A 26,159-nucleotide genomic window follows, 5' to 3' on the forward strand; every position below is an offset into this window, starting at 1 on the left:
CCACCATCCCCCCGAGCGGCGATAAGCATAGTTCAAATCGTTTCTTGTCCGGCCCCGGGACGTCATCGAGAATGACCCGACGGGCTGCGGCCCAGCCTCGTTCCCCAACGTCCCGGAACCATCGATTCATGCTTCCACTGCGCCTGCTGCGATCGCTGCTGATCGCGTCCCTCATTGTGTTGCCGGCAGCCGCCGCGCATGCCGAAAAACCCGCCACCATCCGCATCGGCGTCGCCCAGCAAGGCGCCGGCGATCCGCCGACCTTCGGCGGCTCGAGCGCCGCCACCGTGCAGTTGCAGCAGCGGGTCGAACAGGAATTCGCCGCCGACGGCATCAAGGTACAGTGGCTGTTCTTCAAGGGCGCGGGGCCGGCCGTCAACGAGGCGATCGCCAACAAGGCGCTCGACTTCGCGTACCAGGGCGACCTGCCGTCGGTGCTCGCGCGCTCGAACGGCATCAGGACACGCCTGCTGCTCGCGGCGAGCGTGCGCTCGGGCATCAAGATCGCGGTGCCGCCCGACTCCGCGATCCGTTCGATCAAGGACCTGAAAGACCGCCGCGTGTCGATCTTCCGCGGCACCAACCTGCAGCTCGTCGCCGACAACGCACTCGCGAAGAACGGCCTCGGCGAACGCGACCTGCGCGTGATCAACCTCGATTCCGCCAGTTCGCTCGCCGCGCTCGCGTCGAAAGGCATCGACGCGTCGGTGGGCGATTACCAGCTGTACAAGCTGCGCGACGCAGGGCTCGCGAAAATCATCTACGAATCGCAGAACGATGGCCCGCAGTTGACGCGCCAGACCCACCTGCTCGTGCTCGACGACTTCGAACGCGCCCACCCGGACATCGTGCAGCGCGTCGTCACCGCGTTCGTGAAGGGTGCGCAATGGTCGTCCGACGAGGCGAACCGCGACGCGCTGTTCAAGCTGTGGGCAAAGAGCGGCGTGCCGTATGCGTCGTGGCAGGCCGACTATGCGAACCAACGCCTGAAGGACCGCCTGTCCCCGCTGATCGACCCGTTCCTCGTCGCGCGCTACAAGGCCGTCGCACAGGATGCGCTGAACCTGAAGCTGATCCGTCAGCCGGTCGACGTCGACGGCTGGTTCGAGCCGAAGTATCTCGACCATGCGCTGCACACGCTGAAGCTCGAAAACTACTGGCAACGTTACGACGCGGCCGGCAAACCCCTCTCCTGACCCGGAGCCGCGCCGATGAGCGATACCGCGATCCCGATTCCGTCTTCCGCGCCTCAGGCGCTCACTGCGCAGCCGCGTCGCGCGGCAGTCGTGAAGCGGCTCGCGTGGCAGCTCGCGCCGTGGGTGCTGCCCGCGCTGCTGTTCGCGCTGTGGACGGTGGGCAGTGCGCGCGGCTGGATCGCACCGCAGATCCTGCCACCGCCCGAACGCGTGTTCGAGTCGCTCACCGAACTCGCGACGAGCGGCGATCTCGCCCGCCACACGCTGATCAGCCTGCAGCGTGTGCTGGTCGGCTTCGCGGCCGGCACGCTGCTCGGCTTTTCGATCGGCATCGCACTCGGCCTGTCGCGCACGCTCGAGGCCTACGTGCTGCCGAGCTTCAACGCGCTCGTGCAGATCCCGGTGCTCGGCTGGCTGCCGTTCCTGCTGCTGCTCGTCGGCGTCGGCGAACCGCTCAAATACCTGCTGATCGCGCATGCGGCGCTCGTCCCCGTCACGCTCGGCACGTTGCAGGGGTTTCGCCAGACGCCGCCCGCCCTCGACGAAGCCGCGCGCGTGTTCGGCTATACGCGCCGGCAGCGCATCGTCCACGTCGTGCTGCCGGCCGCGATCCCCACGCTCGCGACCAGCGTGCGGCTCGCGTTCACGAAGTCGTGGCTCGCACTGGTCGTGGTCGAGCTCGTCGCCTCGTCCGAAGGGCTCGGCTACCTGATCGTGTACGGGCGGCAACTGTTCCAGCTCGATCTCGTGATGGCGGCCGTGGTCGTCGTCGGCGCAGTCGGCCTGCTGATCAACCGCGCGCTCGACGCGCTCGAAGCGCGCCTGCGCCGCGGCGTGCCCTCTGCGTTTCGCGGCTGAACCGGCCCGCCGGCCCGATCGAAGGAGAAGCATCCATGGCGCATTCCGCCCAGCAGGACGAAACACCGCCCGTCACGGCCGCCCGCCGCCTGCATGCGCCCGACTGGCGCGGCTTCGTGCTGCCGCTCGTCGCGTTTGCCTGCTGGTGGGTCGTCGCTTCCGCACACCTCGTGAAAAGCGGGCTGCTCGTCGGCCCCGCCGACGTGCTGCACACCGCGTGGACGCAGGCCACGAGCGGCGCGCTGGGCCGTGCGCTGTCGGCATCGCTCGCACGCGAAGCGTGCGGCTTTGCGATCGGCGCGACAGGCGGCCTGCTGCTCGGCACCGCGCTGGGGCTGTCGCGCGTCGCCGCACGGATGGTGGGCCCGAGCTTCGACACGTTCAAGCAGATCTCGCTGTTCGCGTGGATCCCGCTGATTTCCGTGTGGTTCGGCCTCGGCGACGTCGCCAAGGTCGTGTTCCTGTCGCTCGCCGCGCTGCTGCCCGTCGCCGCGCACACGTGCGACGGCATTCACGCGGTGCCGCGCGCGTATGTCGACGTCGCCCGCGCACTACGCTACTCGCGGCTCCAGCGCGGCCGCCACGTGATCCTGCCGGCCGCGCTGCCGTCGATCTTCACCGGGTTGTATCTCGGCCTGATCTATTCGTGGCTCGCGACGCTCGGCGCCGAATACCTGCTCGTCGCCGGCAGCGGAATCGGCAACACGCTGATCGACGGCAGCGAGCAGTTCCGGATGGATCTCGTGCTGTTCGGAATCATCGTCGTCGGCGTGACCGGCTGGGCCCTGAATGCGATCGCGCGTGCGATCGAGCGCAAGGTGCTGGCCCGACGCGGCGACCTCACACACTGATCGTCCCTCCCTTTCCTGCCGCAACCTTCATCGGGCCGCCATGACGACTCTCGCCTCCGATTCGCTCGACATCCTCCATGTCAGCAAGCACTACGCCCAACGCGGCACGACGCTCGCCGTACTCGACGACGTGTCGCTGCACGTACGCGCCGGCGAGTTCGTCACGATCGTCGGCGCCAGCGGCTGCGGGAAATCGACGCTGCTGCGGCTGGTCGCCGGGCTCGACACCGACTATGCAGGCGAAATCCGCGCCGGCGACGAACGCGTGCGCGACACGTCGCTGCAGCGCGGCATCGTGTTCCAGGATCACCGGCTGTTTCCGTGGCTGACCGTCGAACAGAACATCGGCGCCGCGCTGCGCAACGCACCGCTCGACGCCGCCGAAAAGCGGCGCGCGGTCGCGGATCACGTCGCGCTCGTCGGCCTGAACGGGTTCGAACACGCATTTCCGAACCAGTTGTCGGGCGGGATGGCGCAGCGCGTGGCGATCGCGCGCGGCCTCGTGAACCGCCCGCGCGTGCTGCTGCTCGACGAGCCGTTCGGCGCACTCGACGCGCAGACACGCGCGCGGATGCAGAACGAACTGCTGCGCATCTGGGAACAGGAGCGCATCACGATGATGCTCGTCACGCACGATGTCGACGAAGCCGTCTATCTCGGTGACCGCGTCGTCACGATGGCGCCGCGCCCGGGTCGCATCGAGCGCATCGTCGATGTCACGCTGCCACGGCCGCGCCGGCGCGATTCGCCGGAATTCGCGCAATTGCGCGCGACCGTGCTCGCGGATTTCGATGACAGCGAACCACCCGGAGGCAACGGTACGGGCGGCAAGCGCATCGCCCCGCCGCACCCGCACCGGATCGGCGAATGGCGGCTCGCCTGGTAGCCGCGTGACGCGGCCGGATTGTTCTGCATGACGACACATATCGATCATCACAGCATGCACGCTAAGGTTGTGACGATTCATCGGTTCCGGTTCCGCGCGGTCCCTGCTTGAATGGAGACTCGACCGACCCGACTCCAGGAGACTCCCGATGTCCGAAGTCCAGCACGCCGCTCACCCGTCCTCGCATGCTTCGCACGCCGCGCCGCGCACGGCCGCCGCCCCCCTTCAGCTTCGCCAGGTCGCCGGCCGGATCGGCGCCGAGATCGCCGGCGTGCGTCTGTCGGCCACGCTCGACGACGCGACATTCGACGCGATCCAGGCCGCGCTGCTGCGCCACAAGGTGCTGTTCTTCCGAGGCCAGCATCATCTCGACGATACCGCGCAGGAAGCCTTCGCCGGCCGCTTCGGCGAGACGGTCGCACACCCGACCGTGCCGTCCGTCGACGGCAGCGCGCACTTGCTCGAACTCGATTCCGCGCACGGCGCACGCGCCAATTCATGGCACACCGACGTGACCTTCGTCGACGCGTACCCGAAGATCTCGATCCTGCGTGCGCTCGTGATTCCGCCGTTCGGCGGCGATACCGTGTGGGCCAATACGGCTGCCGCGTACACGCACCTGCCCGATCCGCTGCGTGCGCTCGCCGACACGCTGTGGGCGCTGCACACGAACGCCTACGACTACGCGTCGACGCACGTGCATGCGGACGACACGCAACTGAAGCGATATCGCGAAGTGTTCACGTCGACCGTCTACGAAACCGAGCACCCGGTCGTGCGCGTCCATCCGGAAACCGGCGAGCGCACGCTCGTGCTCGGGCACTTCGTGCAGCGGCTCAAGGGGCTGTCGGCGCAGGATTCCGCGCACCTGCTGCAGGTCTTCCACGAGCATGTGACGCGCCTCGAGAACACCGTGCGCTGGAACTGGCAGGAAGGCGACGTCGCGATCTGGGACAACCGCGCGACGCAGCATTACGCGATCAACGACTACGGCGATGCGCGCCGCGTCGTGCGCCGCGCGACCGTGCACGGCGATGTGCCGGTCGGCATCGACGGCCGCCAGAGCGTCGTGCTGAAAGGCCCGGGCGCGACGCTGCAATAACACCCGCGTCTCGCGGCGGCGCCCGTTGCCGCACGCCGCCGCGCGATTCCCCGCGGGACACCCGACCATGAGCCTTCCACCCCCGGCCAGACGCTTGCACGCGCAACGATGTCGACCGTCCATCCCGCCCACTTCCGCCAGGAGCGTCTCATGAGCGCCCTACCCGAACCCGCCGCCCATCCGGTCGACGTGATCCCGCTGTCCGCCCATATCGGCGCGGAAATCCGCGGCGTCGACCTCACGCAACCCCTGACCACGCCGCAGATCGCGGCAATCCGCGCCGCGCTGCTGACATGGCGCGTCATCTTCTTCCGCGAACAGTTCCTCACGCACGAGCAGCACGTCGCGTTCTCCGCGCAGTTCGGCGAGCCGACGGTCGGCCACCCGGTGTTCGGGCACGTCGACGGCCACCCTGCCGTCTATTCGATTGCAAAACATCGCAAGGCGACGCGCTTCGAAGGCGAACCGGTGCGCCGGCCATGGACTGGCTGGCACACCGACGTGACGGCCGCCGTGAATCCGCCGTGGGCGTCGATCCTGCGCGGCGTGACGATCCCGCCATACGGCGGCGACACGCACTGGACGAACCTCGTGCGTGCGTACGAAACGCTGTCCGCGCCGCTGCGCGGCTTCATCGACGGCTTGCGCGGCATTCACCGCTTCACGCCGCCGGCCGGTGCCCGCGCCACCGGCGCGTTCGACGAAGCCGTCGAGCGCCGCCCGCTCGTGACCGAACATCCGCTCGTGCGCGTGCATCCCGAAACCGGCGAACGCGCGCTGTACGTGAGCCCGAGCTTCCTGAAATCGATCGTCGGGCTGACACCGCGCGAAAGCCAGGCGTTGCTCGAACTGCTGTGGGAGCACGCGACGCGGCCGGAATTCACGATCCGCTTCAAGTGGGAGCCGCGCAGCATCGCGTTCTGGGACAACCGGGCGACCGCCCATCTCGCGCCCGTCGACATCTTCGATCTCGACTTCGACCGCCAACTCTATCGCACGACGCTCACCGGCGACGTCCCGGTCGGCCCCGACGGCCGGCCGTCGGTCGCGCTCGAAGGCTCGCCGGTGGAAGCCGCTGCCGCCGTCGCGCTCGACTGATCGCCATCGGCACCGGCGCGCCCGCGCGCGCCGGCCCCTTCCCCGTCAATCGAGCCAAACGCCGTCGAACCGGTGCCCGCCGAGCGGCGAGAATGTCAGCCCGTGGACACGCTTCGACACCGGCAGCGACACGATCGACGTCGCGATTGGCGTGAACGGCACCTGATCCTTGAATACGACCTGCGCCTGCTCGTACAGTGACGTGCGTTTCGCGACATCCGCGTTCGAACGCGCCGCGCTGACGAGTCGTTCGAAATCCTGATTGCACCACTTCGCGAGGTTGCTGCCGTGCACCGCATCGCAGCCGAGCAGCGTGCCGAGCCAGTTGTCGGGGTCGCCGTTGTCGCCCGACCAGCCGTACAGGATCGCATCGTGCTGGCCGTCGTGCTTCGCGCGGCGGTTGTATTCGCCCCATTCGTAGCTGACGATCTTCGCGCGCACGCCGATCTTCGCCCAGTCCTGCTGGATCAGTTGCGCCATCAGCTGCGCATTCGGGTTGTACGGACGCTGCACGGGCATCGCCCACAGCGTCAGGTCGAAACCGTTCGGGAAACCGGCCTGCGCGAGCAGCGCCTTCGCAGCGGCCGGATCGCGCGGCGCATCCTTCAGGCGCGGGTTGTACGACCATTGCGCGGGTGGCATCGGGTTCGTCGCGATCTTCGCGTCGCCGTTGAAGACGGTCTTCACGATCGCCGTCTTGTCGATCGCGATGTCGAGCGCGCGCCGCACGTCGACGCGATCGAGCGGCGCATGCTGCGTGTTGTACGCGACGAAGCCGACGTTGAAGCCCATCCCCGAGAACAACGTCAGCTTCGGGTCGCGCCGCACCGTCTCGAGGTCGGCCGGCCGCGGGAACACCGACACCTGGCACTCGCCGGCCACGAGCTTCTGCAGCCGCGCGGCCGGATCCGGCGTGATCGCGAATACGAGGCGCGCGAGCTTCACGTCGTCCGGCTTCCAGTAGTCGGGGTTCGCGTCGTAGCGGATCAGCGCATCCTTCTGGTACGTGCGCAGCATGAACGGCCCCGTGCCGACCGGGAACTGGTTGATGTCGGACTCGCGATGGCGCGCGGCAAGCTGCGACGCATATTCGGCCGACAGCACCGACGCGAATGCCATCGCGAGATTGCGCACGAACACGACATCGGGGGTCTTCAGCACGAAGCGCACCGTGTAGTCGTCGACTTTCTCGATGCGCTCGACGTTGCGGTCGAAGCCGAGATCGCTGAAGTACGGAAAGCTGACCGGGTAGGCCTTGCGGAACGGATCGTCCGGATCGAGCATGCGGCGGAACGTAAACACGACGTCGTCGGCCTGGAATGGCCGCGTCGGCTTGAACCAGGCGGTCGTCTGGAATTTCACGCCGCGCCGCAGGTGGAACGTGATCGTGCGCTGATCGGGCGACACGTCCCAGCTCGTCGCGAGCGACGGTTCGAGATCGAGCGTGCCGCGCTTGAACTGCACGAGCCCGTTGTAGATCGTGTACGTGCTCGCATCGAAATCGGTGCTCGTCGTGTGCTGGCCGGGATCGAAGCCGGCCGGGCTGCCTTCGGTGCAGTACACGAGCGTCTTGCCCGCGGGTGCGGCGAGTGCGTATGTCGCCGCGCCCGCGAGCAGCAGCGACGCGGCGATGCAGCGGAGTGCGGCAACGGTTTGCGGTGCGCCGCGCACACGACGCGCGGCGGACGAAACGAAAGGATTCTTCATGATGGCGGAGGGAAGAAAGGGCTGTCATGCACATGACGACGGCCGATCTTCGCGCGCATCGCGCCGATCGCTTACCAATTAATTCGGCGTTGCTTATCGTCGCGGCTGCATCCCGCTGCCCGTGCGCGGGAACGTCCATGCAAGCGCCGGGCGACGCGCCGGCTGCCTGTCGCGCGACGGCCTTCCGGCCCCCTGCAGACTTTCCGGAATGGGCGCATCGTATCGGCTGGCAAACGTCGGCACCGGCGCGCCGGGATCCGCCCGGCGCCGCGCGCCGCCACGTCCTGGAGGACCCACGATGTCGAACAGCCCCGATACGCCCTCTCGCCCCGTGAAATCGCCGGGCCCCGATCACCCGATCACGGTCGAGCCGCATCCGCGCCGTGTCGTGGTCAAGGTAGCCGGCAAGGTCGTCGTCGATACCCACCGCGCACTGGCGCTGCGCGAGGCCAGCTATCCGGCCGTGCTCTACCTGCCGCGCGAAGACGCCGACATGTCGCTGCTGCAACGCACGGACCACGCGACCCACTGCCCGTACAAGGGCGACTGCGCGTACTACTCGATTCCGGCCGGCGGCGAACGTGCGATCAACGCGGTATGGACCTACGAGCATCCGTATCCGGCCGTCGACGCGATTCGCGGGCACCTCGCGTTTTATCCCGATCGCGTCGACTCGATCGAGGAAAGCGCCGCCGGCACCGATTGAGCACCGCTGCGCCGCTGATTTGCATATCAGCATTCGTTGGTTGGCCGCCGGCCGGCGCGGCCGTATCGTCCTGAATCCGGCGCGGGCCGGCCCGTTGCGTGCATCGCCCGCATCCGGCCCTGCCTTGCGCCCGCCGCGCCGCCTTCGCGCGCGGCCCGTGAACCCGCACGCAGGACGCCCCGATGAACGACATACCGCACGCAGACCTTGAAACGAACCCGGCGAACCCGCGCCGCCGCCAGTGGCTACACGGCGCGGCCGCCGGGCTGGCCGGGCTCGCGCTCGGGCCGCTCGCGGCGCTGCCCGCGCGGGCCGACACCGGTGGCACGCGGCTGCGCATCGGCTTCCAGAAATACGGCAACTTCGTCGTGCTCAAGGCGCGCGGCACGCTCGAGAAGCGTCTCGCGAGCCAGGGCGTCACGGTGCAATGGCTCGAATTTCCGGCCGGGCCGCAACTGCTCGAAGGGCTGAACGCGGGCGCGATCGACGTCGGCACGGTCGGCGAAACGCCGCCGATCTTCGCGCAGGCGGCCGGCGTCGATTTCGTCTACATCGGCAACGAACCGCCGGCGCCGCAAGGCGAGGCAATCGTCGTGCTGCCCGATTCGCCGATCCGCAACGTCGCGCAACTGCGCGGCAAGAAGGTCGCATTCAACAAGGGCTCGAACGTCCACTACCTGCTGGTGAAAGCGCTCGAGCATGCGGGCCTCACGTATGCCGACATCCAGCCGATCTACCTGACGCCGGCCGACGCGCGCGCCGCGTTCGTGCAGCGCAGCGTCGATGCGTGGGTGATCTGGGATCCGTATCTGGCCGCCGCCGAACGGCAGCTCGGCGCGCGGGTGGTCGCGAACGGCGACGGGCTCGTGCGCAACACGCAGTACTACCTCGCCGCGCGCAAGTATGCGGCCGCGCATCCCCAGGTGTTGCGCGCACTGCTCGACGAAGTCGACGCGGTCGATCGCTGGGCACGCGATCACGTTCCCGAGGTCGCCGCGCAACTGTCGCCGCTCGTCGGACTCGACGCGCCGACGCTCGAAGTCGCGCTCAAGCGCGCCGGCTACGGCGTGCAGCCCGTCACCGATGCGACGGTCGCGTATCAGCAGAACATCGCCGACGCGTTCAGTACGCTGAAGCTGATTCCCGGCAAGCTGTCGGTCGCCAGCGCGCGCTGAGGCGTCACGACGCAGGCGTCGCGCCGATGCGTCGCCATTCGTCGTAGTCGGTAACGAGGCCCGCGTCGTCGATCCCGATGTCGGCCGCATACGTGCCGCTCTCGTAGCGATACACGCATGGCGTCGTGTGCGTATAGCGCTGCTCGCCGCGCACGATGTCGAAATCCGGGAAGCGCAGCCACGCGGTGCGAATCACGGCCGACTCGCCGACGGCGAGCGCCAGCCGGCGGATCGGCAGCGTGTTGGTCGACGGACTGAAACCGAGATCGATGTCGGTCGCGCCCGCCAGCGCCGGCGCGTCGACACCGTCGATCGTCCAGCGCCCCGCCTCGCAGGTTATGTGCAGTTGCTGCGCCGCCGCCGCGCCGATCCACCGTGTCACGCGCGCCGAGCGCGTGAGCCAGTCGATGCCGCACGCGATCGCGTAGTCGATGCGAAACGGCGTGCCGTCGATTGCACCGGACACCGAGCCCGACAGGTCGATGCCCGCCGGCGATTCGACGAGCCTGCACCATTCGGCGGCCTGCCACGTCTGCACGACCTGCCATGCGACGCCGTGCGACCGTGTGGCCTCGTTGCGTTGCGCCATGTCGTGGTCTCCAGTCGGTCGCGCGGAAGGAAGCCGATTTTCGCTCACGATGCCGACGAACGCACGCGGCTTCGGCAGCCCGATCCGTTGCGCGGCAGCCGGCGTGCGCGACGGCATCCGTCACCTGCGCGCCGATGGTCAGTATCGGCCCGACACACACCGCCAAGCCGGCGCCGCTTTGGTACCATCCGACGATCGGCAAAAATCGAACCGGAAGAAAAAGGCGCGACTTCATGGATTTGTTGGCGACGATGCGTATCTACGTCAGGGTCGTGGAGCGCGGAACGATGTCCGGCGCAGCGCGGGATCTCGACATGGGTCAACCGGCCGTCAGCGAGCGCATCGAGAAACTGGAAAAACATCTCGGCACGCGGCTGCTGATGCGCAGTGCGCGCACCCTCGCCTGCACGGAGGAAGGCCGCCTCTTCTACGAGCGCAGCAAGGCGCTGCTCGAGGCGGCCGAACTGGCCGTCGCGGCGGTATCGAAGACGGAAAACGCGCTCGACGGCACGATCCGGCTCGCGGCGCCGCAATGCGTCGGCGAGGTCGTGATGCCGGGCGTGCTGATGCAGATCCGCACCGCGTATCCGAACCTGCACATCGACCTGGTACTGAACGACGATATCGTCGATCCGGTTACCGAGGGCGTCGACATTTCGATCCGGGTCGGCCAGCTCGGCGACGGCGGGTTCGTCGCGTACGCGCTCGGCGCGGTCGGCCGTGTACTCGTCGCCGCGCCGTCGTATCTCGACCGGCACGGCCCGATCGAAACGAAGGCCGACCTCGCGAGCCATCCGTTCATCCGCGTGAAAGGCGTATTCGCCAACGAACAGGTGCCGCTGCAGCGTGGCGGCGACGCGGTCGAGTACGCACGGATCCGGACGGTCATGACCACGAGCCACTGGCGCCCGATGTTCGACACGATCGCGGCGGGCGGCGGCATCGGCGTGGTCCAGCAACCGGCTTGCGCCGACGCGCTCGCGCGCGGCCAACTGGCCCGGATCCTGCCGCAATACGATGTCCCCGACTTCGCGCTGCATGTGCTGGTGCACGCGCAGCGGCCGCTGCCGCCGCGCGTGAGGACCGTCGTCGACCTGCTGAAGAAGACGCTCCCGCCGCTGCTGACGCAGCACCGCCGGTAGCCGTCAACGGCCACCGGCGGCCGCGGTCATGCCTGCAGCGACTTCCCCGGCTCCTTCACGTGCGCGTCGACTTCCATCTGGTAGAAGCGTGCGCTGACGAAACCGAACAGCGTCCAGCCCAGGAACACGCACAGGCCGCCGAGCATCAGCGCCTGCTCGCCCGAGCTGAACAGCGCATAGAAGCTGTACGCGGTGGCGGCCATCGCGATCACGTTCGTCACCAGCGCCTTGCCGGGCGGCACCTTCGCGACCTTCTGGATCGTGATCAGCGCGGCCATCGACATCACGTAAGGCACGAGGTTCGTGACGACCGCGAGATCGACGATCTTCTGGAACTGGCTGCTCAGTTCCGGGCTGATCGTCATCAGCGCCAGCGCGACCTGTGCAACGAGCAGGATCACCATGCCGACGATCGGCGTGCCCGTGCGCGTTGCGCGAGCGAACACCGGCAGGAAGTAGCCGACGTCCGCCGAACTCTTGAACACCTGCGCGACCGTGAATTGCCAGCCGAGCAGCGAGCCGATGCACGCGATCACCATCAGCGCGGTGACGATCGTGCCGACGGTCGGCGTGAACATCGTCGCGAATGCGATACCGAACGGCGCGTTCGACGCCGCGAGAATCGCGTTGGGCACGATCCCCGCGATCACGTTGGTCGACACGATGTAGAAGATCGCCGACGCAATCGTGCCGCCCAGCACGGCGATCGGCACGTTGCGCTCCGGATTCTCCACTGCGTCCGAGTTCGCGCAGGCCGATTCGAGCCCGAGAAACGCCCACAGCGTCACCGCGATCGAGCTGCCGACGGCCGGCCCGAACGGCAGGTTGTGCGGATTCCACGCGGCGCCCCAGGTCGCGCCACTGAACCAGAACCAGCCGATCAGCGACACGATGACGACCGGGATGATCACGCCCCACACCGTCACCGCGCCGATCCGGCCGGTGATGCGCGAGCCGCCGAAGTTCGCGACCGTCGTCAGCACGAGCAGGAAGATCGTCCACAGGCCCGTCTGCAGCGGCGACAGCGTCGCGTCGAACAGCACGGTGCCGTAGCCGACCGCCGTCACGCCGATCGCGACGTTGGCGATCACGAGCGACAGCCCGTACGTGTAGTTCGCCATGTAGTTGCCGGCCTTGCCGAACGCGTATTCCGCGTAGCCGCCCATCCCGCCCGGCTTGCGGCTCAACATCCCGCAGCGCGCGAACGCATAGGCCAGCGCGAGCGAGCCGCCGGCCGTGACGATCCACGACAGCAGCGAGATCGTGCCGACCTGCGCGAGCTTCGACGGCAACAGGATGATGCCGGAGCCCATCATGTTGACCGCCGTGAGGATGGTGAGCTGCCAGACGTTCATCCGGTTCTTCGGCGCGGCCGCCGGGGCCGCGTCGGTCATGCGCGCTGCGTTTTCCATGATGTCGATCCTTCGATGTGGGGCCGCCGCGCGGCCGGTCGCTCGTTCGTCCGCTCGCGCGCTCAGGCCGTCAGGCAGTACACGCGGTACGTACCGTCCTCGACTTCCACGCCGTGCGTATCGTGCGCGAAGCCCGGGAAACGCCGGTCGTACGCTTCGAGCGCCTTCAGGTAGCCGAGCACCGGGCCGCCGGCCGGCCCCGCGTTCTCGCCCGGCATCAGGAGCGGAATGCCCGGCGGATACGGCACGACGCCAGTGGCCACCGTGCGCCCGGCCAGTTCTTCGAGCGTGACCTGCTCGACGCGGCCCTGTACGAGATGCTCGTACGCGCGCACCGGGCTCATCTCCGGCTTCGGCAGGAGCGAGAACGCCTCCGACATCAGCCGCGTGGTGCCGAGCTGCTCCATCGCCGCGAACATCGTGTCGGCGAGATCCTTCAGCCCCATGCCCGCATAGCGCGAGCCATGCTCCTTCGCGAGCGCCGGAATCGCCATGTCGAGCGGCAGGTTCGCGTCGTAGTCGCGCTTGAAGTCGCACAGCGCGCTGACGAGCGAGCCCCACTTGCCCTTCGTGATGCCGATCGAGAACAGGAACAGGATCGTGAAATCGGTCGTCTTCTCGACGACGATCCCGCGTGCATCGAGATACGCGGTGACGACGCTCGCCGGGATGCCGACCGGCATCAGGCCGCCGGCCGGCGCGACGCCCGGCGTGACGATCGACACCTTGATCGGATCGAGCATGCAGTAGCCGTCCTCGATATTGCCGAAGCCGTGCCATTGCGCGCCGGGGCGCAGCACCCAGCATGCCGGGTCGCTTGCGAGCAGTTCGGGCGGCGCATCGTGGAACGGCAGCGTGCGGCCCGTACGCGCTTCGAGCACGGTTTCAGGCTGCCAGCATTCGAAGAACCAGTCACCCTTCGCGCCGAATTCGCCGTTCATCCGCGCGATCATCTGCCGGAACGCGACGGCTTCCTCGATCGACTCGTGCGTCAGCGCGGCGCCGCCGGGGCCGTCCATCATCGCGGCCGCGACGTCGTTCGACGCGATGATCGCGTAGTTCGGCGACGTCGACGCGTGCATCATGAACGTTTCGTTAAACTGACCATGCGGAATCGGGCTGCGGCCGTCGCGCACGTGGATGTACGACGCCTGCGACAGCGCGGTCAGCAGCTTGTGCGTCGACTGCGTCGCGAATACCGTGGGGCGATCCCCATGATGGTCGCGCGGGTCGCCGTGCATCGCATGGCGGTCGCGGTAGATCGGGTTGAAACGCGCGTAGCCGTACCACGCCTCGTCGAAGTGCAGGCGGTCGACGCTCGCGCCGAGCAGCTCTTCCACGCGCGTCACGTTGTAGCAGAGGCCGTCGTACGTCGAGTTCGTGATGATCGCGTGCTTCGGCTGGCGATCGGCCAGCCCGGCCGCGAGCGGGTTCGACGAGATCGCTTCGCGGATCGCCGTCTGCGTGAGGCGCTCGGATGCGATCGGCCCGATGATCCCGTAGCGGTTGCGCGTCGGCACGAGGTAGGTCGGGATCGCGCCCGACATCGTCATCGCGTGCTCGGCCGACTTGTGGCAGTTGCGGTCGCACAGCGCGATCTGGTCGCGGCTCACGCTCGCCATCAGGATAATGCGGTTCGACGTCGACGAGCCGTTCGTCACGTGATACGTGCGATGCGCGCCGAACACGCGTGCCGCGTAGCGCTCGCTTTCGCCGATCGGGCCCGAGTGATCGAGCAGCGAGCCGAGCTCGCCCACCGAGATCGACAGGTCCGAGCGGAACAGCGATTCGCCGAAGTATTCGAAGAAGGCGCGCCCGACCGGCGATTTCAGGAAGCCGGTGCCACCCGTGTGGCCGGGCGTATGCCACGAGTATTCGTAGACGCGGGAGAATTTCGCGAGCGCGCCGAACATCGGCGGCAGGACGGTCGAGCGGTAGCGTTCGATCGCCGCGTGGATGCGCCCGCCGATGAAGTCGGCGGTATCTTCGAGCAGCCACACGAAATCGTCGACCTTGCCCATCACCGCCGACGGCACCGACGACGCGACGCTGCGGTCGGCCAGCAGGAAGATCGGCACGTTGGCGTTGCGATGGCGAATCGCATCGACCACGGCCTCGGACGGCCCGTGGCCGTCCACGCCGAGATCCCAGTCGAGCAGCACGCACTGGATCGACGGATCGGACCGGACCAGGACGATCGCATCGTCGGCGGAGGTCGCCGTGAGCACGTCGATACCGCGTTCCATGAGTTCCGCGCTCAGCGTGCGGACCGCGCGCCCGGTCGCGGTTTCCTGCGTGATTTCGTCGTCGACCAGCAGTGCGCGCATGCCCAGGCGACGAATGCCACCGGCAGAAGTATTCATGTTGTTGCCCTCGCTGTTGCGTTGCTTCGATTGGTATTGTTCGTCTCACGAGCACGCGGACAGCAGGTCACGGGCAGCGGCATGAGACGCTCGCAATTCCGGCTTGATTCGCCATCCAATTCGGAGCCGACTATGCCATAGATGCCTTTCGATGAAAAGCTGGCGATTCGTTGAAACCATCGGCGCCTTTCAAATCGGATTTCATGATTGGATCATTTTCATGTGCACCGCAGCATGTCAATTCCCGATTATTTGATCATTCTCATCCTGCAATGACATTGTCGATTCCGGTCGATTGAATTTGCCTCCTTTTGTTGCTACGATCGGCTGCGCCGGGCACTGTCCGATCGCGGCTGTGCCGCGCCGCGCAAGGCTTTCTCGTGCAACGCGCATTCGGCACCCGGCATTCGCGGGAGCGTTTCAACCGGCTACGGCGCATGTCGAATCAGAACGATGCGCCGGCGCGAATAGCGCTCCTGCTTCCGCACCTTTACCGGAGAGTTCGCGTGAGCCTGTTGAAAATCGCAGTCGAGCCGGCGCTGATCGGCGCCTTCCTCACCACGCACGAACAGGTCGATGTATTTCAGACCGACTTCACGAATATCGCGGCAATCGTCGTCGGCATCGATTCGGCGCAACAAGTCCTGAAAGCCGTCGAAAAAACCGGCTTCGCGATTCCGTTCTTCGTCGCGGTCGAGCCCAGCCAGGAAGTGCCGCCGTCGATCCTGCCGAGCGCGAGCGGCGTGATCCAGCTCCGGCACGGCGGCCGCCACTACTACGGCCGGCAGATTTCCGCCGCCGCCGACATCTACAGCGAAAACCTGCTGCCGCCGTTCTTCAAGGTCATGCGCGAATACGTGCAGCGCGGCTACGTCGAGTTCGACTGCCCGGGCCATCAGGGGGGCCAGTTCTTCTCGAATCACCCGCTCGGCCGGATGTTCTTCGACTTCTTCGGCGAAACGATCTTTCGCGCCGACCTCTGCAACGCGGACGTCCGGCTCGGCGACCTGCTGATCCACGAAGGGCCCGCGCTGGAAGCGCAGCGCAACGCCGCGCGCATCTACAACGCGGACAAGACCTACTTCGTGCTGAACGGCACGTCGACGTCGAACAAGGTCGTCACGAGCGCGCTGCTCGCACCGGACGATCTCGTCCTGTTCGACCGCAACAACCACAAGTCGGTGCACCTCGGCGCGCTCGTGCTGTCCGGCGCGCGGCCGGTCTACCTCGAAACCGCGCGCAACGCGTGGGGGCTCATCGGCGGCGTCGACAGCGCGGCGCTCGGCGAAGCGCGCATTCGCGACGCGATCCGCGAGGTCGCCCCCGAGCGCGCCGATCTGCCCCGCCCGTTCCGGCTCGCGGTGATCCAGCTCGGCACCTACGACGGCACCATCTACAACGCGCGCGAAATCGTCGACCGCATCGGGCATCTGTGCGACTACATCCTGTTCGATTCGGCGTGGGTCGGCTACGAGCAGTTCATCCCGATGATGCAGGACTGCTCGCCGCTGATGCTGACGCTCGGCCCCGACGATCCCGGCATCTTCGTCACGCAGTCGGTGCACAAGCAGCAGGCCGGCTTCTCGCAGACGTCGCAGATCCACAAGAAGGACAGCCACATCGAAGGCCAGAAGCGCTTCTGCGATCACCGCCGCTTCAACAATGCGTACATGATCCACGCGTCGACGAGCCCGTTCTACCCGATGTTCGCGGCGCTCGACGTCAACGCGCAGATGCACGCGGGCCCGGCCGGCAAGCGCCTGTGGCGCGACTGCGTCGCGCACGGCGTCGACGCGCGCAAGCTGCTGCTGAAGACCTGCCGCCAGATCCGCCCGTTCGTTCCGCAGCAGATCGACGGCCGCCCGTGGGCCGACTACCCGACCGAGCAGATCGTCGACGACCTGCGCTTCTTCCGCTTCCACCCGGCCGACTCGTGGCACGGCTTCGAGGGCTATGCGGACAACCAGTACTTCGTCGATCCGTGCAAGCTGCTGCTGACGACACCCGGCATCGATCCCGACACGCACGAGTACGCATCGTTCGGCGCACCGGCGCCGATCCTGGCACGCTACCTGCGCGAGCACGGCGTCGTGCCCGAGAAGGCCGACCTGTACACGATCCTGTTCCTGCTCACGCCGTCGGAGAGCTTCGGCAAGCTGCAGCACCTCGTCGCGCACCTCGCGCAGTTCGAACGCCATCTCGACCAGGACACGCCGCTGCGCGAAGCGATTCCGTCGCTGTGCGAAGCGTATCCGGAGCTGTACGGCAACATGCGGCTGCGGCAGCTGTGCCAGCGCATGCACGACTTCTACCGCAGCCACGACATGAAACACCTGCAGAAGCAGATGTTCCGGCGCGCGCAGCTCCCGAAGCAGGCGATGCAGCCGCAGGCCGCGAATGCCGAGCTGATCCGCAACAACGTCGAGCTCGTCACGCTCGACCGCATCGCAGGACGGATCGCGACCGAAGGCGCGCTGCCCTATCCGCCCGGCATCTTCTGCGTGGTGCCCGGCGAAGCCTGGGGCGGCCCCGCGCTCGACTACTTCCGCGCGCTGGAAGCCGGGATCAACGCGCTGCCGGGCTTCGAGCCGGAAATCCAGGGCGTGTACCTGCAGACGAAGCCGGACGGCACGAAGCAGGCATCGGCCTACGTGGTCACGGCCGGCGCCGACGCGTCGCACCGGTAAGCACGGCGGGCGGCCTCGCGCCGCTCACTGCCCCTCTTCGAGACCACCGCCCATCGCGGGAGCAGGCGCGGGAACCGGCGCCGGATCCGGTTCCCGCCTCGGCGCCGCGCCGCGCACGCGCCGCCCGTAGCGCTGGGTCAGCAGCGGCCCCGCCACCGACGTCAGCACCACCAGCACGAGCACCGCGTTCAGCACCGATTCGTCGATCAGGCGCACGCCGGCATGATTCATCGTCCGGTACGCGACCGTCGTCGCCGCGAGCGTGGCCGCGACCTGCGGCAGCGACAGGCTCCAGACCATGTTCGTCTCGTCGCGCGAATAGCGGAACGTGAGCCCGACGGCGCCCGCCGCCAGCCACTTGCCGGCCAGCAGCGCGATCAGCAGGCCGAGCGGCAGCAGCGGCTGCGTGAACAGCGTCTTCAAGACCGCGAGCGGCTGGAACAGCATGCCGGTCGCCATGAAGAACGCCGGAATCAGGAAGGTCTGGCTCAGCACCTTCAGCACGTCGGCCGATTCCTCGGTGACCACCGCGCGCCGTACCGCGATCCCGGCCAGGAACGCACCGACGATCCCGTCGAGCCCGAACAGCGCCGCGCATTCGGTCGAGATCGCAAGAAACAGGAAAAACACCACGAGGCGCGGCTCGTTGCGGTTCCGGAAGCGGCCGAGCAGCCATTTCACGATCCAGCTGCCACCGAACACGATGATCGGCACGAACACCGCGATCTGCACGAATTGCAGGATCAGCGCGCGATCGGAGAAGTTGCCCGACTGATGCGTGAGCAGGCAGATCGCGAGCACGACCATCGACGCGATGTCGGTGAAGATCGTCGCGCCCGCCGTCGCGACGATGCTGACGCGGTCGGTCAGCCCGAGCCGCGTGACGACCGGATACGCGAGCAGCGTGTGCGACGCGATCAGCGAGCCGATCAGCAGTGCCGGGTTCGGTGCAAAACCGAGCAGATGGGCAACGCCGTAGCCGAATCCGAACGGCAGCAGGAAGGTCAGGAGGCCGAACATCGCGACCTGCGCCTTCGCACGCCGCAGCAACGCGAAGTCGATGTCGAAGCCGACGAAGAACAGCAGCAGCGACACGCCGAGTTCCGACAGCAACCGGCTCGTCGCGTCATCGGGGTCGAGCAGGTGAACGCCCTGCGGCCCGAGCAGGAAGCCGACCAGGATGAAGCCGAGCACCGACGGCAGCTTCAGGCGCTCGCTGAGGTTCGGCAGCATCAGGAACAGCAGCATCCACAGCGAGAACTGCCCGAGCAGGGACAGGTGCGGCAGATGGGCAAGCAACGCGGTCATGTCGGTTCCCCGTCGAAAAGGAGCGGCGCGCACCGCCGCCGTCGATCGCCGCACGCCGGGCCCGGCACGGGCTGCGCTGCGGCAACGCCACGCACTGCGACGACGCGGCGTCAGGCGCACGGCGCGCGAACGTGCCGTGCCCGAAGCGCGCTGCCGGTGCGCCTGAAGCCGATGTTCTGTTGCGGAATGCGGTTGCGGAAAGCGGGCCGCCCGGGCCGATGCGCGACGCTTCGTGCTGATCGTTCTGTCGCGTCGCATGCCCTTGCGTTGCGATCCGGCCCGGGAACCGGGGCCGGATGCGCGGCTCATTATGCGCGTGGCCGCAGGCGGTGTAAATCGCGCCGGCGCGGCCGCGATTGCGCCGCGACAACGGACACGAGAACGACACTTGCCTGCGCCTCCGGCGTGCGGTACCGTCCATCTTTCCGGGATAACCGAAGCCTCGCCTCGAAACCCATCCGTCGATTCGATCCGATGCGGCCCCGCCCCTGCCCGGCGCTGTCGCGTCGACCGTACAGGAGGGGTTTGCGATGGACGTTCGCGTGTACCTGCTGGCCGCCGCCGTGTTCCTGGCCGGCGTCGCCGAAAACATCTGCGTCGGCATCCTGCCGGCGATCTCGGCCGGCCTTCATGTGTCGATCGCCGCGGCCGGCCAGCTCACCACGATTTTCTCCGCCGTATTCGCCCTCGCCGCGCTCGTGGCGGCCGCGTGCGTCGCGCGCGTCGAACGGCGCACCGCGCTGCTCGCGGCGCTCGGCGCATTCGCGGCCGCGAACCTGTTGGCCGCCGCGAGCCCCGGCTATGCGAGCCTGTTCGCCGCGCGCGTGCTGATGGCCGCGAGCTGCGCGACGCTGATCCTCGTCGCGACGCGGTTCGCGGCCGAACTCGCGCCGGCGTCGCAACGCGGCCGCGCGATCGGCATCGTCTTCATGGGGATCAGCGCGTCGCTCGTGCTCGGCGTGCCGATCGGGATGCGCATTGCGGAATGGGCCGGCTGGCGCGCGGTGTTCGTGTCGATCGCCGTGCCCGCGCTGCCGCTCGGGATCTGGCTCGCCCGCCGGCTGCCGCGCCTGGCGCCTGCCGCGGCCGGCACGCCCGGCGTACCGTCCTATCGCGCGGTGCTGTCGCGGCCGCGGCTGCTGGCCGCGCAACTCGTCTCGATCGCGATGATCGGCGGGCACTTCACGTTGTTCGCGTATCTCACGCCGTATCTGCAGGCCGTGCTGTCGCCCGGCGCGGTCGCGCTCGAAGGGCTGTACGTCGCGTTCGGGATTGCCGGCGTGACGGGCGCATGGCTCGGCGGACTCTTCTCGGACCGGCTCGGCGCATCGCGCGCGCTGTGCGCATGCCCCGCCGTGTTTCTCGTCGCGATGGCCGTGCTGCCGGCGGCCGGCGCCTCGCCGCTCGCGTTCGTGCCCGCGATGATGCTGTGGGGCGGCATCAGCTGGTCGATCTCGCCAATCGTGCAGAACTACCTGATCCACACCGCGCCGTCGCTCGCCGATGCGAGCGTCGGCATCAACGTGTCGGCCATGCATGCGGGCGTCGCGCTCGGGTCGGCGTTCGGCGGCGTGCTCGTCGGGCGCGATGCGCTGCTCGTCACGCCGTGGGCCGGATGCGCGCTCGTGGCCGTCGCACTCGCATGCGCGTGCGTCGCGGCACGGCCCGTGCGTCGGCCCGTACGCGCATCGTGAGCCGTAACGGGCGACGCCGTACGCTCGCCCGCTGCCTTACCAAGCCTGCCGGTATATCTCCAGCGCGTCGGCCTCCGTCACCTCGCGCGGATTGTTCACGAGCAGACGCGTCTGCAGCATCGCGTCCGATGCCATCCGCGGCAGGTCGCCTTCGCCGATGCCGACTTCGCGCAGCGTGCGCGGAATGCCCGTCGCGACGATCAGCCGGTCGATCTCGGCGACCAGCGCGTGCGTGCGCGCTTCGTCGCTGCCCGTCGCCGACGGTGCGACGATCGCCGCGAGTTCCGCATACAGCGGCGCGGCGGCCGGCGCATTGAAGCGCAGCACGTGCGGCAGCACGAGCGCATTCGACAGCCCGTGCGGCACGTGGAAGATCCCGCCGACCGGATAGGCCAGCGCATGCACGGCCGCGACCGGCGCATTCGCGAACGCCTGCCCCGCGAACATCGCGCCGACCAGCATCGCTTCGCGCGCGTGCCGGTTCCCGCCGTCGTCGCACGCGGCAAGCAGGTTGCGCGACAGCAGCATCAGCGCGTGCGTCGCCAGCATGTCGGACACCGGATTCTTCAGCCGCGCGGACGTATAAGCTTCGATCGCATGCACCATCGCGTCGATGCCGGTCGCCGCCGTCGCCGCGCGCGGCAGGCCGAGCGTCAGCTCCGCATCGAGAATCGCGACGTCCGCGAACAGGTGCGGCGACACGACGCCCATCTTGCGCGCCTCACCGACCGTGACGATCGACACGGCCGTGACCTCGGAGCCCGTGCCGGCCGTCGTCGGCATCTGCACGAGCGGCAGCCGCGCGCTCGCGACCTTGTCGACGCCGTACATGTCGGCCAGCGCCTGCTGCCCCGGCGCGAGCACCGCGATCAGCTTCGCGACGTCCATCGACGAGCCGCCGCCCAGGCCCAGCACGATCTCGGCATCGGCCGCGATGGCCCGCTCCGTCGCTTCGAGCACCACGTGCTCGGGCGGGTCGGCGATCACGTCGTCGATCACGGTCACCTGCCAGCCGTGCGCGGCGAGGCTCTCCAGCGCGGGCGCGAGCACGCCGCTGCGATGCAGGAACGCATCGGTGACGACGCACAGCCGCGCGAGCGCCGGAAAGCGTTCGCGCAACAGCGCGCCGAGCCGGCGCGCGGCGCCGAATTCGACGATCTGCGTCGGAACGGTACGGAATTGAAACGGGTTCATCGGGTGCCTCCCGGTGGCGTCGCCGTGCCGGTGTCCGGCTGCACCATGTAGCGCGACACGTCGCGGCGATCGAGCAACGGAATGATGGCCCCGATTCCGATGCGCTGGAAATGCGGCGTTTCCCGATGCGCGTCGAGGCCGTCCGCATCGCGGTAGCGCTCGAGGATCACGATGTGGTCGGGATCCTCCGGCGAGCGGAAATACGCGTAGTCGAGATTCTTCGGCTCGGCGCGCGTGGCCGGCGCGAGTTCCGCAAGCAGTTCGACCACGCGGTCGCCGTTGCCCGGCTTCGCGAAGTAATGCGCGATCACCTGCAGGTAAGGTTCGTTCATGCTGCGCTCCCTGTTCGACGCAAGCCCGTCACGACGACGGGTCGAAATTCCACCACGCACTGTCGCTCGTCGACACCGCGACCGCCCCGTGCCGCATCGCGCTGCGCACGTCGTCCGCGTTGCCGACGAAGCCCGACGCGACGATCGGCGGCAGCGCCTGCCGGTCGGCTTCGCTCAGGTGCGCGAGCATCGGCGCCGGCATAAGCTGCACGAGGTTCGGATCGCTCTGCTCGATCGCCTTCATGCTGCGCGGCCACGTCGAACGGTCGGTCACGAACACCTTCTGCATCGTGATCAGCCCCGCGCGGTTCGCCCGCTGGATCGTCGCGACGCGCGTCGACACGACGCTCGCGACGCCGATATCGGCCAGATATTCGACGCCGCCCTTGTCCTGCGACAGTCCATCGCAACTGTCGATGTTGACGATCACGAACTTGCCGGCCCGGGCGAGCGCCGCGACCACCGCCTGCAGCCGGCGCAGGTCGACGTTCGCGACGATGCCGACCTCGGCCTCGCTGTCGATGAAGCTGTCGGCCTGCTCGACGCCGTACAGCGTGGCGATGACGGGATGACGGGCGAGACGCGCGCCCAGCGACTTGTCCATGGCGTTTACCGGTCGACGTGCGGGCCCGTCTCGTCGCCGAGACCGAGCTTGCCGGGGTTGAGGATGTGCTTCGGATCGAGCGCGCGCTTCACCGTCTGCAGCACCGGGAACGCGGTGCCCAGCGAATCGCGCATGTACGGCGAACGCAGCAGCCCGACGCCGTGGTGATGACTCAATGCGGCATTGTATTGGATCAGCACCGCGTTCGCCGCGTCCCATGCGGCGCGATACCACGCGGCCCGCTCGGCCACCGCGACGTCGCCGCGCAGCGAGAAATACAGGCACGCGCCGTCCGCGTACGCATGCGACTGGTGCGCGGATCCGGCCAGCGTGCCCGGCACCGCCTGCAGCGCGGCCACCACGTCGCGATAGATCGCCGCGAGATCGCGCCAGCGGCCGCACATCTCCAGCGTGTCGGCGACGAAGCCCGGGCTGCGCTTGAAGCCTTCCGCACTCTTGCCGGTCAGGTAGCGCGTATCGAGCCATTTCTCGAAGATCGCGTCGCCGTCGAGCTTGCGCCCGCTTTCCTCGCCGACACGCGTGCCGATCGCCATCACCGCGTCGACCATCTCGCGCGCGCCTTCGTCGGCGATCAGCAGCACGTTCGTGTCGGGCAGGCCGAACTGCACGCCGCTTTCGAGTTGATCGTAGAGCCGCAGTGCCGCAGGATTCGCGCCGCGCTGCAGGATCTCGCGGCACGCGTCGAGGCCGGCCGCGAACGTGTCGAAGCCGTACGCGATCGCGCGGCCGTAGTCGGGCAGCCGATGCAGCTTCAGGCGTGCACGCACGATGATGCCGAGCGTCCCTTCGCTGCCGATGAACAGTTGCTGCAGATCGGGGCCGACCGCCGCGCGCGAATAGCCGCCGAGCGTGACGAGGCTGCCGTCCGCGAGCACCACGTCCATCCCGAACACCATGTCCTCGATCTTGCCGTAGCGCGTCGACAGTTGCCCCGCGCCGCGGCACGCGATCCAGCCGCCTACCGTGCTGATCCCGAACGACGACGGCCAGTGCCCCATCGTCAACCCGTGTTCGCGCTGCAGCGTGTCCTCGAACACGTCGCCGAACATCCCGGCTTCGACGTCGACGATCTGGCTCTCGGTGTCGACGCCGACCAGCCGGTTCAGCCCGCATACGTCGAGCACGATGCCGCCGCGCACCGGCAGCGCCGCGCCCGTCACGTTGCTGCGGCCGGCCGATGCCGTCACCGGAATCGTCGCCGCGTGCGCGATGCGCATCACGGCCTGCACCTGCTCGACCGTCGACACGCGCACGACGACCGCATACGGCGTCGCCGGTCGGCCACCCGTTTCCGCGACCATCGACGCGGCCCACCAGTCGCGGGTCCATGCGACGACGTCGGCCGGCTGCACGAGCACCTCGTCGGCCACCGCGCGCAGCGCATCGACCTGCTGCGGCGAGACCGCGACCGGCGCGCGCTGCATGCCGGCCTCGAGCGGCGCACCGCCCGTCGCTGCCAGGTTCAGCGAATATGGCGGCGGCGTATGCGCGCCGACGACGTAGTTGCCGCGGTTGTAGCCGCGCTTGATGGCTTCCTTGCTGATCATCCGTTTTCTCCCATGAGGATGGCTTTTTCGAGTGCCACGGCGGCGACGTAGTCGCGCACCTGGCTGGCGACGGCCGCGTCGGACAAGCCGAGCTCCGCCTGAAGGATCGCGCCGACGCGCGGTGCCGCCCGCGCCGACGCATCGCGCGCCATCAGCCGCGCGCGGGTGCGACGCGACAGCACGTCGTCGACGCTGCGTGCGAATTCGTGACGCACCGCATAGAGCACTTCCGCTTCGCTGTACGGCAGCCCTTCCACGATCGGCGCGAGCAGCGACGGCGTCGCATCGGCGAGGTCGCCGACAAAGCGCGCCTCGGTGCCGTAGCGTTCGCCGAGATGCGCGGCGAGCCCGCCCGATGCGACGATCGCCTGCGGGTCATAGCCGGCCGCGCCGAGCAGGTATGCCGATTTCGTACGGCAGCGCGCGCGGCGGCCGAGCAGCTTGCCGACCGTATCGATGGTCTGCTCGGCCATGTGTCGCGACGTGGTCAGCTTGCCGCCGACGATCGTCACGAGCCCGTCGGGGGCGACGTGAATCTCGTGATTGCGCTTCATCTCGATCGTCTTGCCGCCGGGCGGCCCGACGAGCGGCCGGCATCCGGCGATGCTGCCGACCACGTCGTCCGCGCTCAGGTCGGCCTTCAGCGCGGAACGTGCGCCCTCCAGCAGGAAATCGAGCTCCTGCCGCGTGCAGTGCACGTCGTCGAGATCGCCGTCGTAGTCCTCGTCGGTCGTGCCGAGATACGACACGTTGCCCCAGCGCGTGATCGTCGCGCGGCGGTTGCGGCCCGGCACGGGGATCGTCACCGTGCAGTCGTTGCGGATCTTCAGCCACGGGATCGCCACATGCACGCCCTTCGCGGGCCGTACCTGCAGCGCGGGCGTGTCGCCCTTGCGCGCGCCGGTCCAGTCGCGCAGCCATACCCCCGTCGCCATCACGACCACGCGCGCCCGCACGCGCCGCTCGCGGCCGTCGGCATGCACGATCGCGCCGTCGACCTTGCCGTGGCCGTCGCGCGTCAGCTCGACCACCTGCGCATGGTTCGCGACCGCCGCGCCATGAAACGCGGCCGTGCGCACGAGGTTCAGCGTCAGGCGCGCATCGTCGACGCGCGCGTCGAAATACAGGAAGCCACCCGTCAGGTAGGTTTCGTTGAAGGTCGGGCAATGCGACAGCACCTCGGCCTTGGTCAGCTTCTGGTGCAGGATGCCCTCGCGCCAGCCGCCGGCGATGTCGTAGGTCCACAGCAGGCTTTCGAAAGCCTTGGCCAGACGCCGGTCGAACACGCCCTCGCGCTCCATCACCGGGAACAGGAACGGCAGCCGCTGCACGAGATGGCGCGCGTTGCGCCGCAGCCGCTGCCGCTCGAGCAGCGAATGGCGCACCAGCCCGAGATTGCCCTGCTCGATGTAGCGCAGCCCGCCGTGCACCATCTTCGACGACTTCGACGACGTGCCCGACGCGAAGTCGCTTTTCTCGACGAGCGCGACGCGCAGCCCGCGCAGGCTCGCGTCGAACGCCGCGTATGCGCCCGTCACGCCGCCGCCGACGATCAGCACGTCGAAGGTATCCGCTTCGAGTCGTGCCAGATGCTCGTCGCGGTTCACGCGCAGCGGCTCCGTGCCGGTCATGCCGGCGCGGTCCGTCAGCGGTTTTCTGGATGGCAAAAACATCATGCTGGTCGTTC

21 protein-coding genes are annotated in these 26,159 nt (G+C 68.2%); 11 read left to right on the plus strand and 10 right to left on the minus strand.

Features of this window, described 5'->3' with window-relative positions:
- The first annotated feature begins 128 nt into the window (after positions 1-128).
- From AC5LXK_RS26380 to AC5LXK_RS26405, 6 genes are all read left to right on the plus strand, one after another.
- Positions 129-1,196 (plus strand): ABC transporter substrate-binding protein, encoded by a 1,068-nt coding sequence (locus AC5LXK_RS26380; RefSeq protein WP_493391617.1) that lies wholly within the window; start codon positions 129-131, stop codon positions 1,194-1,196.
- Between the two features lie 15 nt (positions 1,197-1,211).
- Positions 1,212-2,054, plus strand: coding sequence for an ABC transporter permease (locus AC5LXK_RS26385; RefSeq protein WP_493391618.1), 843 nt, complete (start codon positions 1,212-1,214; stop codon positions 2,052-2,054).
- 35 nt (positions 2,055-2,089) lie between these two features.
- Complete coding sequence (locus tag AC5LXK_RS26390; protein WP_493391619.1) at positions 2,090-2,905, plus strand: ABC transporter permease; 816 nt, start codon at positions 2,090-2,092, stop codon at positions 2,903-2,905.
- A gap of 40 nt (positions 2,906-2,945) precedes the next feature.
- Positions 2,946-3,791 (plus strand): ABC transporter ATP-binding protein, encoded by an 846-nt coding sequence (locus AC5LXK_RS26395; protein ID WP_493391620.1) that lies wholly within the window; start codon positions 2,946-2,948, stop codon positions 3,789-3,791.
- Between the two features lie 148 nt (positions 3,792-3,939).
- Positions 3,940-4,893, plus strand: coding sequence for a TauD/TfdA dioxygenase family protein (locus tag AC5LXK_RS26400; protein WP_493391621.1), 954 nt, complete (start codon positions 3,940-3,942; stop codon positions 4,891-4,893).
- Positions 4,894-5,043: 150 nt separating this feature from the next.
- A complete protein-coding gene (locus AC5LXK_RS26405) occupies positions 5,044-5,991 on the plus strand; it encodes a TauD/TfdA dioxygenase family protein (RefSeq protein WP_493391622.1) in 948 nt (315 codons plus the stop codon).
- A gap of 45 nt (positions 5,992-6,036) precedes the next feature.
- Here the strand turns inward: AC5LXK_RS26405 and AC5LXK_RS26410 are convergent, their stop codons facing one another.
- Complete coding sequence (locus AC5LXK_RS26410) at positions 6,037-7,698, minus strand: ABC transporter substrate-binding protein (RefSeq protein WP_493391623.1); 1,662 nt, start codon at positions 7,696-7,698, stop codon at positions 6,037-6,039.
- A 298-nt stretch (positions 7,699-7,996) separates the two neighbouring features.
- On the opposite strand from AC5LXK_RS26410, the gene AC5LXK_RS26415 reads away from it, so the two are divergent.
- Both AC5LXK_RS26415 and AC5LXK_RS26420 read left to right on the plus strand, forming a co-directional pair.
- The gene (locus AC5LXK_RS26415; RefSeq protein ID WP_493391624.1) at positions 7,997-8,404 is read left to right on the plus strand and encodes a DUF427 domain-containing protein; all 408 of its coding nucleotides are present in this window, start codon (positions 7,997-7,999) and stop codon (positions 8,402-8,404) included.
- A 182-nt stretch (positions 8,405-8,586) separates the two neighbouring features.
- Positions 8,587-9,579: a sulfonate ABC transporter substrate-binding protein gene (locus tag AC5LXK_RS26420; protein WP_493391625.1), complete on the plus strand. Its 993-nt coding sequence runs from the start codon at positions 8,587-8,589 to the stop codon at positions 9,577-9,579.
- A gap of 4 nt (positions 9,580-9,583) precedes the next feature.
- Here the strand turns inward: AC5LXK_RS26420 and AC5LXK_RS26425 are convergent, their stop codons facing one another.
- Complete coding sequence (locus tag AC5LXK_RS26425; RefSeq protein WP_493391626.1) at positions 9,584-10,168, minus strand: putative glycolipid-binding domain-containing protein; 585 nt, start codon at positions 10,166-10,168, stop codon at positions 9,584-9,586.
- 233 nt (positions 10,169-10,401) lie between these two features.
- Between AC5LXK_RS26425 and AC5LXK_RS26430 the strand changes: the two genes are divergently transcribed.
- Positions 10,402-11,310 (plus strand): LysR family transcriptional regulator, encoded by a 909-nt coding sequence (locus tag AC5LXK_RS26430; RefSeq protein ID WP_493391627.1) that lies wholly within the window; start codon positions 10,402-10,404, stop codon positions 11,308-11,310.
- Between the two features lie 26 nt (positions 11,311-11,336).
- Here AC5LXK_RS26430 and potE read toward each other — a convergent pair whose 3' ends face one another.
- Both potE and AC5LXK_RS26440 read right to left on the minus strand, forming a co-directional pair.
- A complete protein-coding gene (gene potE / locus AC5LXK_RS26435) occupies positions 11,337-12,722 on the minus strand; it encodes a putrescine-ornithine antiporter (RefSeq protein WP_175841823.1) in 1,386 nt (461 codons plus the stop codon).
- 62 nt (positions 12,723-12,784) lie between these two features.
- Positions 12,785-15,085, minus strand: a complete 2,301-nt coding sequence (locus AC5LXK_RS26440; protein ID WP_493391628.1) for an Orn/Lys/Arg family decarboxylase — start codon at positions 15,083-15,085, stop codon at positions 12,785-12,787.
- Positions 15,086-15,591: 506 nt separating this feature from the next.
- Between AC5LXK_RS26440 and AC5LXK_RS26445 the strand changes: the two genes are divergently transcribed.
- Positions 15,592-17,772, plus strand: a complete 2,181-nt coding sequence (locus AC5LXK_RS26445; protein WP_493391629.1) for an ornithine decarboxylase — start codon at positions 15,592-15,594, stop codon at positions 17,770-17,772.
- A gap of 24 nt (positions 17,773-17,796) precedes the next feature.
- On the opposite strand, the gene AC5LXK_RS26450 is transcribed toward AC5LXK_RS26445, so the two are convergent.
- The gene (locus AC5LXK_RS26450) at positions 17,797-19,080 is read right to left on the minus strand and encodes a cation:proton antiporter (RefSeq protein WP_493391630.1); all 1,284 of its coding nucleotides are present in this window, start codon (positions 19,078-19,080) and stop codon (positions 17,797-17,799) included.
- Between the two features lie 530 nt (positions 19,081-19,610).
- On the opposite strand from AC5LXK_RS26450, the gene AC5LXK_RS26455 reads away from it, so the two are divergent.
- Positions 19,611-20,774: an MFS transporter gene (locus AC5LXK_RS26455; RefSeq protein ID WP_493391631.1), complete on the plus strand. Its 1,164-nt coding sequence runs from the start codon at positions 19,611-19,613 to the stop codon at positions 20,772-20,774.
- Between the two features lie 36 nt (positions 20,775-20,810).
- On the opposite strand, the gene AC5LXK_RS26460 is transcribed toward AC5LXK_RS26455, so the two are convergent.
- The 5 genes from AC5LXK_RS26460 to AC5LXK_RS26480 are packed head-to-tail and all read right to left on the minus strand — an operon-like array spanning position 20,811 to position 26,148.
- On the minus strand, positions 20,811-21,968 hold the full coding sequence (locus tag AC5LXK_RS26460) for an iron-containing alcohol dehydrogenase (RefSeq protein WP_493391632.1): 1,158 nt from the start codon (positions 21,966-21,968) through the stop codon (positions 20,811-20,813).
- On the minus strand, positions 21,965-22,300 hold the full coding sequence (locus AC5LXK_RS26465; RefSeq protein ID WP_493384800.1) for a putative quinol monooxygenase: 336 nt from the start codon (positions 22,298-22,300) through the stop codon (positions 21,965-21,967). The genes AC5LXK_RS26460 and AC5LXK_RS26465 overlap by 4 nt, the downstream gene beginning before the upstream one ends.
- Positions 22,301-22,328: 28 nt before the next feature.
- The gene (locus AC5LXK_RS26470; RefSeq protein WP_493391633.1) at positions 22,329-22,904 is read right to left on the minus strand and encodes a glycerol-3-phosphate responsive antiterminator; all 576 of its coding nucleotides are present in this window, start codon (positions 22,902-22,904) and stop codon (positions 22,329-22,331) included.
- Between the two features lie 5 nt (positions 22,905-22,909).
- Positions 22,910-24,472, minus strand: a complete 1,563-nt coding sequence (locus AC5LXK_RS26475) for an FAD-binding oxidoreductase (protein WP_493391634.1) — start codon at positions 24,470-24,472, stop codon at positions 22,910-22,912.
- Positions 24,469-26,148, minus strand: coding sequence for a glycerol-3-phosphate dehydrogenase/oxidase (locus AC5LXK_RS26480; RefSeq protein ID WP_493391635.1), 1,680 nt, complete (start codon positions 26,146-26,148; stop codon positions 24,469-24,471). Before AC5LXK_RS26480 ends, AC5LXK_RS26475 begins: the two co-directional genes overlap by 4 nt.
- Between the last annotated feature and the right edge of the window lie 11 nt (positions 26,149-26,159).

It is taken from the genome of Burkholderia pulmonis (assembly GCF_984667975.1).

Bases quoted from the DNA above. Each gene is read 5' to 3' on its own strand.
- AC5LXK_RS26380 (WP_493391617.1), top strand. From the start codon at position 129: ATGCTTCCACTGCGCCTGCTGCGATCGCTGCTGATCGCGTCCCTCATT.
- AC5LXK_RS26385 (WP_493391618.1), top strand. From the start codon at position 1,212: ATGAGCGATACCGCGATCCCGATTCCGTCTTCCGCGCCTCAGGCGCTC.
- AC5LXK_RS26390 (WP_493391619.1), top strand. From the start codon at position 2,090: ATGGCGCATTCCGCCCAGCAGGACGAAACACCGCCCGTCACGGCCGCC.
- AC5LXK_RS26395 (WP_493391620.1), top strand. From the start codon at position 2,946: ATGACGACTCTCGCCTCCGATTCGCTCGACATCCTCCATGTCAGCAAG.
- AC5LXK_RS26400 (WP_493391621.1), top strand. From the start codon at position 3,940: ATGTCCGAAGTCCAGCACGCCGCTCACCCGTCCTCGCATGCTTCGCAC.
- AC5LXK_RS26405 (WP_493391622.1), top strand. From the start codon at position 5,044: ATGAGCGCCCTACCCGAACCCGCCGCCCATCCGGTCGACGTGATCCCG.
- AC5LXK_RS26410 (WP_493391623.1), bottom strand. From the start codon at position 7,698: ATGAAGAATCCTTTCGTTTCGTCCGCCGCGCGTCGTGTGCGCGGCGCA.
- AC5LXK_RS26415 (WP_493391624.1), top strand. From the start codon at position 7,997: ATGTCGAACAGCCCCGATACGCCCTCTCGCCCCGTGAAATCGCCGGGC.
- AC5LXK_RS26420 (WP_493391625.1), top strand. From the start codon at position 8,587: ATGAACGACATACCGCACGCAGACCTTGAAACGAACCCGGCGAACCCG.
- AC5LXK_RS26425 (WP_493391626.1), bottom strand. From the start codon at position 10,168: ATGGCGCAACGCAACGAGGCCACACGGTCGCACGGCGTCGCATGGCAG.
- AC5LXK_RS26430 (WP_493391627.1), top strand. From the start codon at position 10,402: ATGGATTTGTTGGCGACGATGCGTATCTACGTCAGGGTCGTGGAGCGC.
- potE (WP_175841823.1), bottom strand. From the start codon at position 12,722: ATGGAAAACGCAGCGCGCATGACCGACGCGGCCCCGGCGGCCGCGCCG.
- AC5LXK_RS26440 (WP_493391628.1), bottom strand. From the start codon at position 15,085: ATGAATACTTCTGCCGGTGGCATTCGTCGCCTGGGCATGCGCGCACTG.
- AC5LXK_RS26450 (WP_493391630.1), bottom strand. From the start codon at position 19,080: ATGACCGCGTTGCTTGCCCATCTGCCGCACCTGTCCCTGCTCGGGCAG.
- AC5LXK_RS26455 (WP_493391631.1), top strand. From the start codon at position 19,611: ATGGACGTTCGCGTGTACCTGCTGGCCGCCGCCGTGTTCCTGGCCGGC.
- AC5LXK_RS26460 (WP_493391632.1), bottom strand. From the start codon at position 21,968: ATGAACCCGTTTCAATTCCGTACCGTTCCGACGCAGATCGTCGAATTC.
- AC5LXK_RS26465 (WP_493384800.1), bottom strand. From the start codon at position 22,300: ATGAACGAACCTTACCTGCAGGTGATCGCGCATTACTTCGCGAAGCCG.
- AC5LXK_RS26470 (WP_493391633.1), bottom strand. From the start codon at position 22,904: ATGGACAAGTCGCTGGGCGCGCGTCTCGCCCGTCATCCCGTCATCGCC.
- AC5LXK_RS26475 (WP_493391634.1), bottom strand. From the start codon at position 24,472: ATGATCAGCAAGGAAGCCATCAAGCGCGGCTACAACCGCGGCAACTAC.
- AC5LXK_RS26480 (WP_493391635.1), bottom strand. From the start codon at position 26,148: ATGATGTTTTTGCCATCCAGAAAACCGCTGACGGACCGCGCCGGCATG.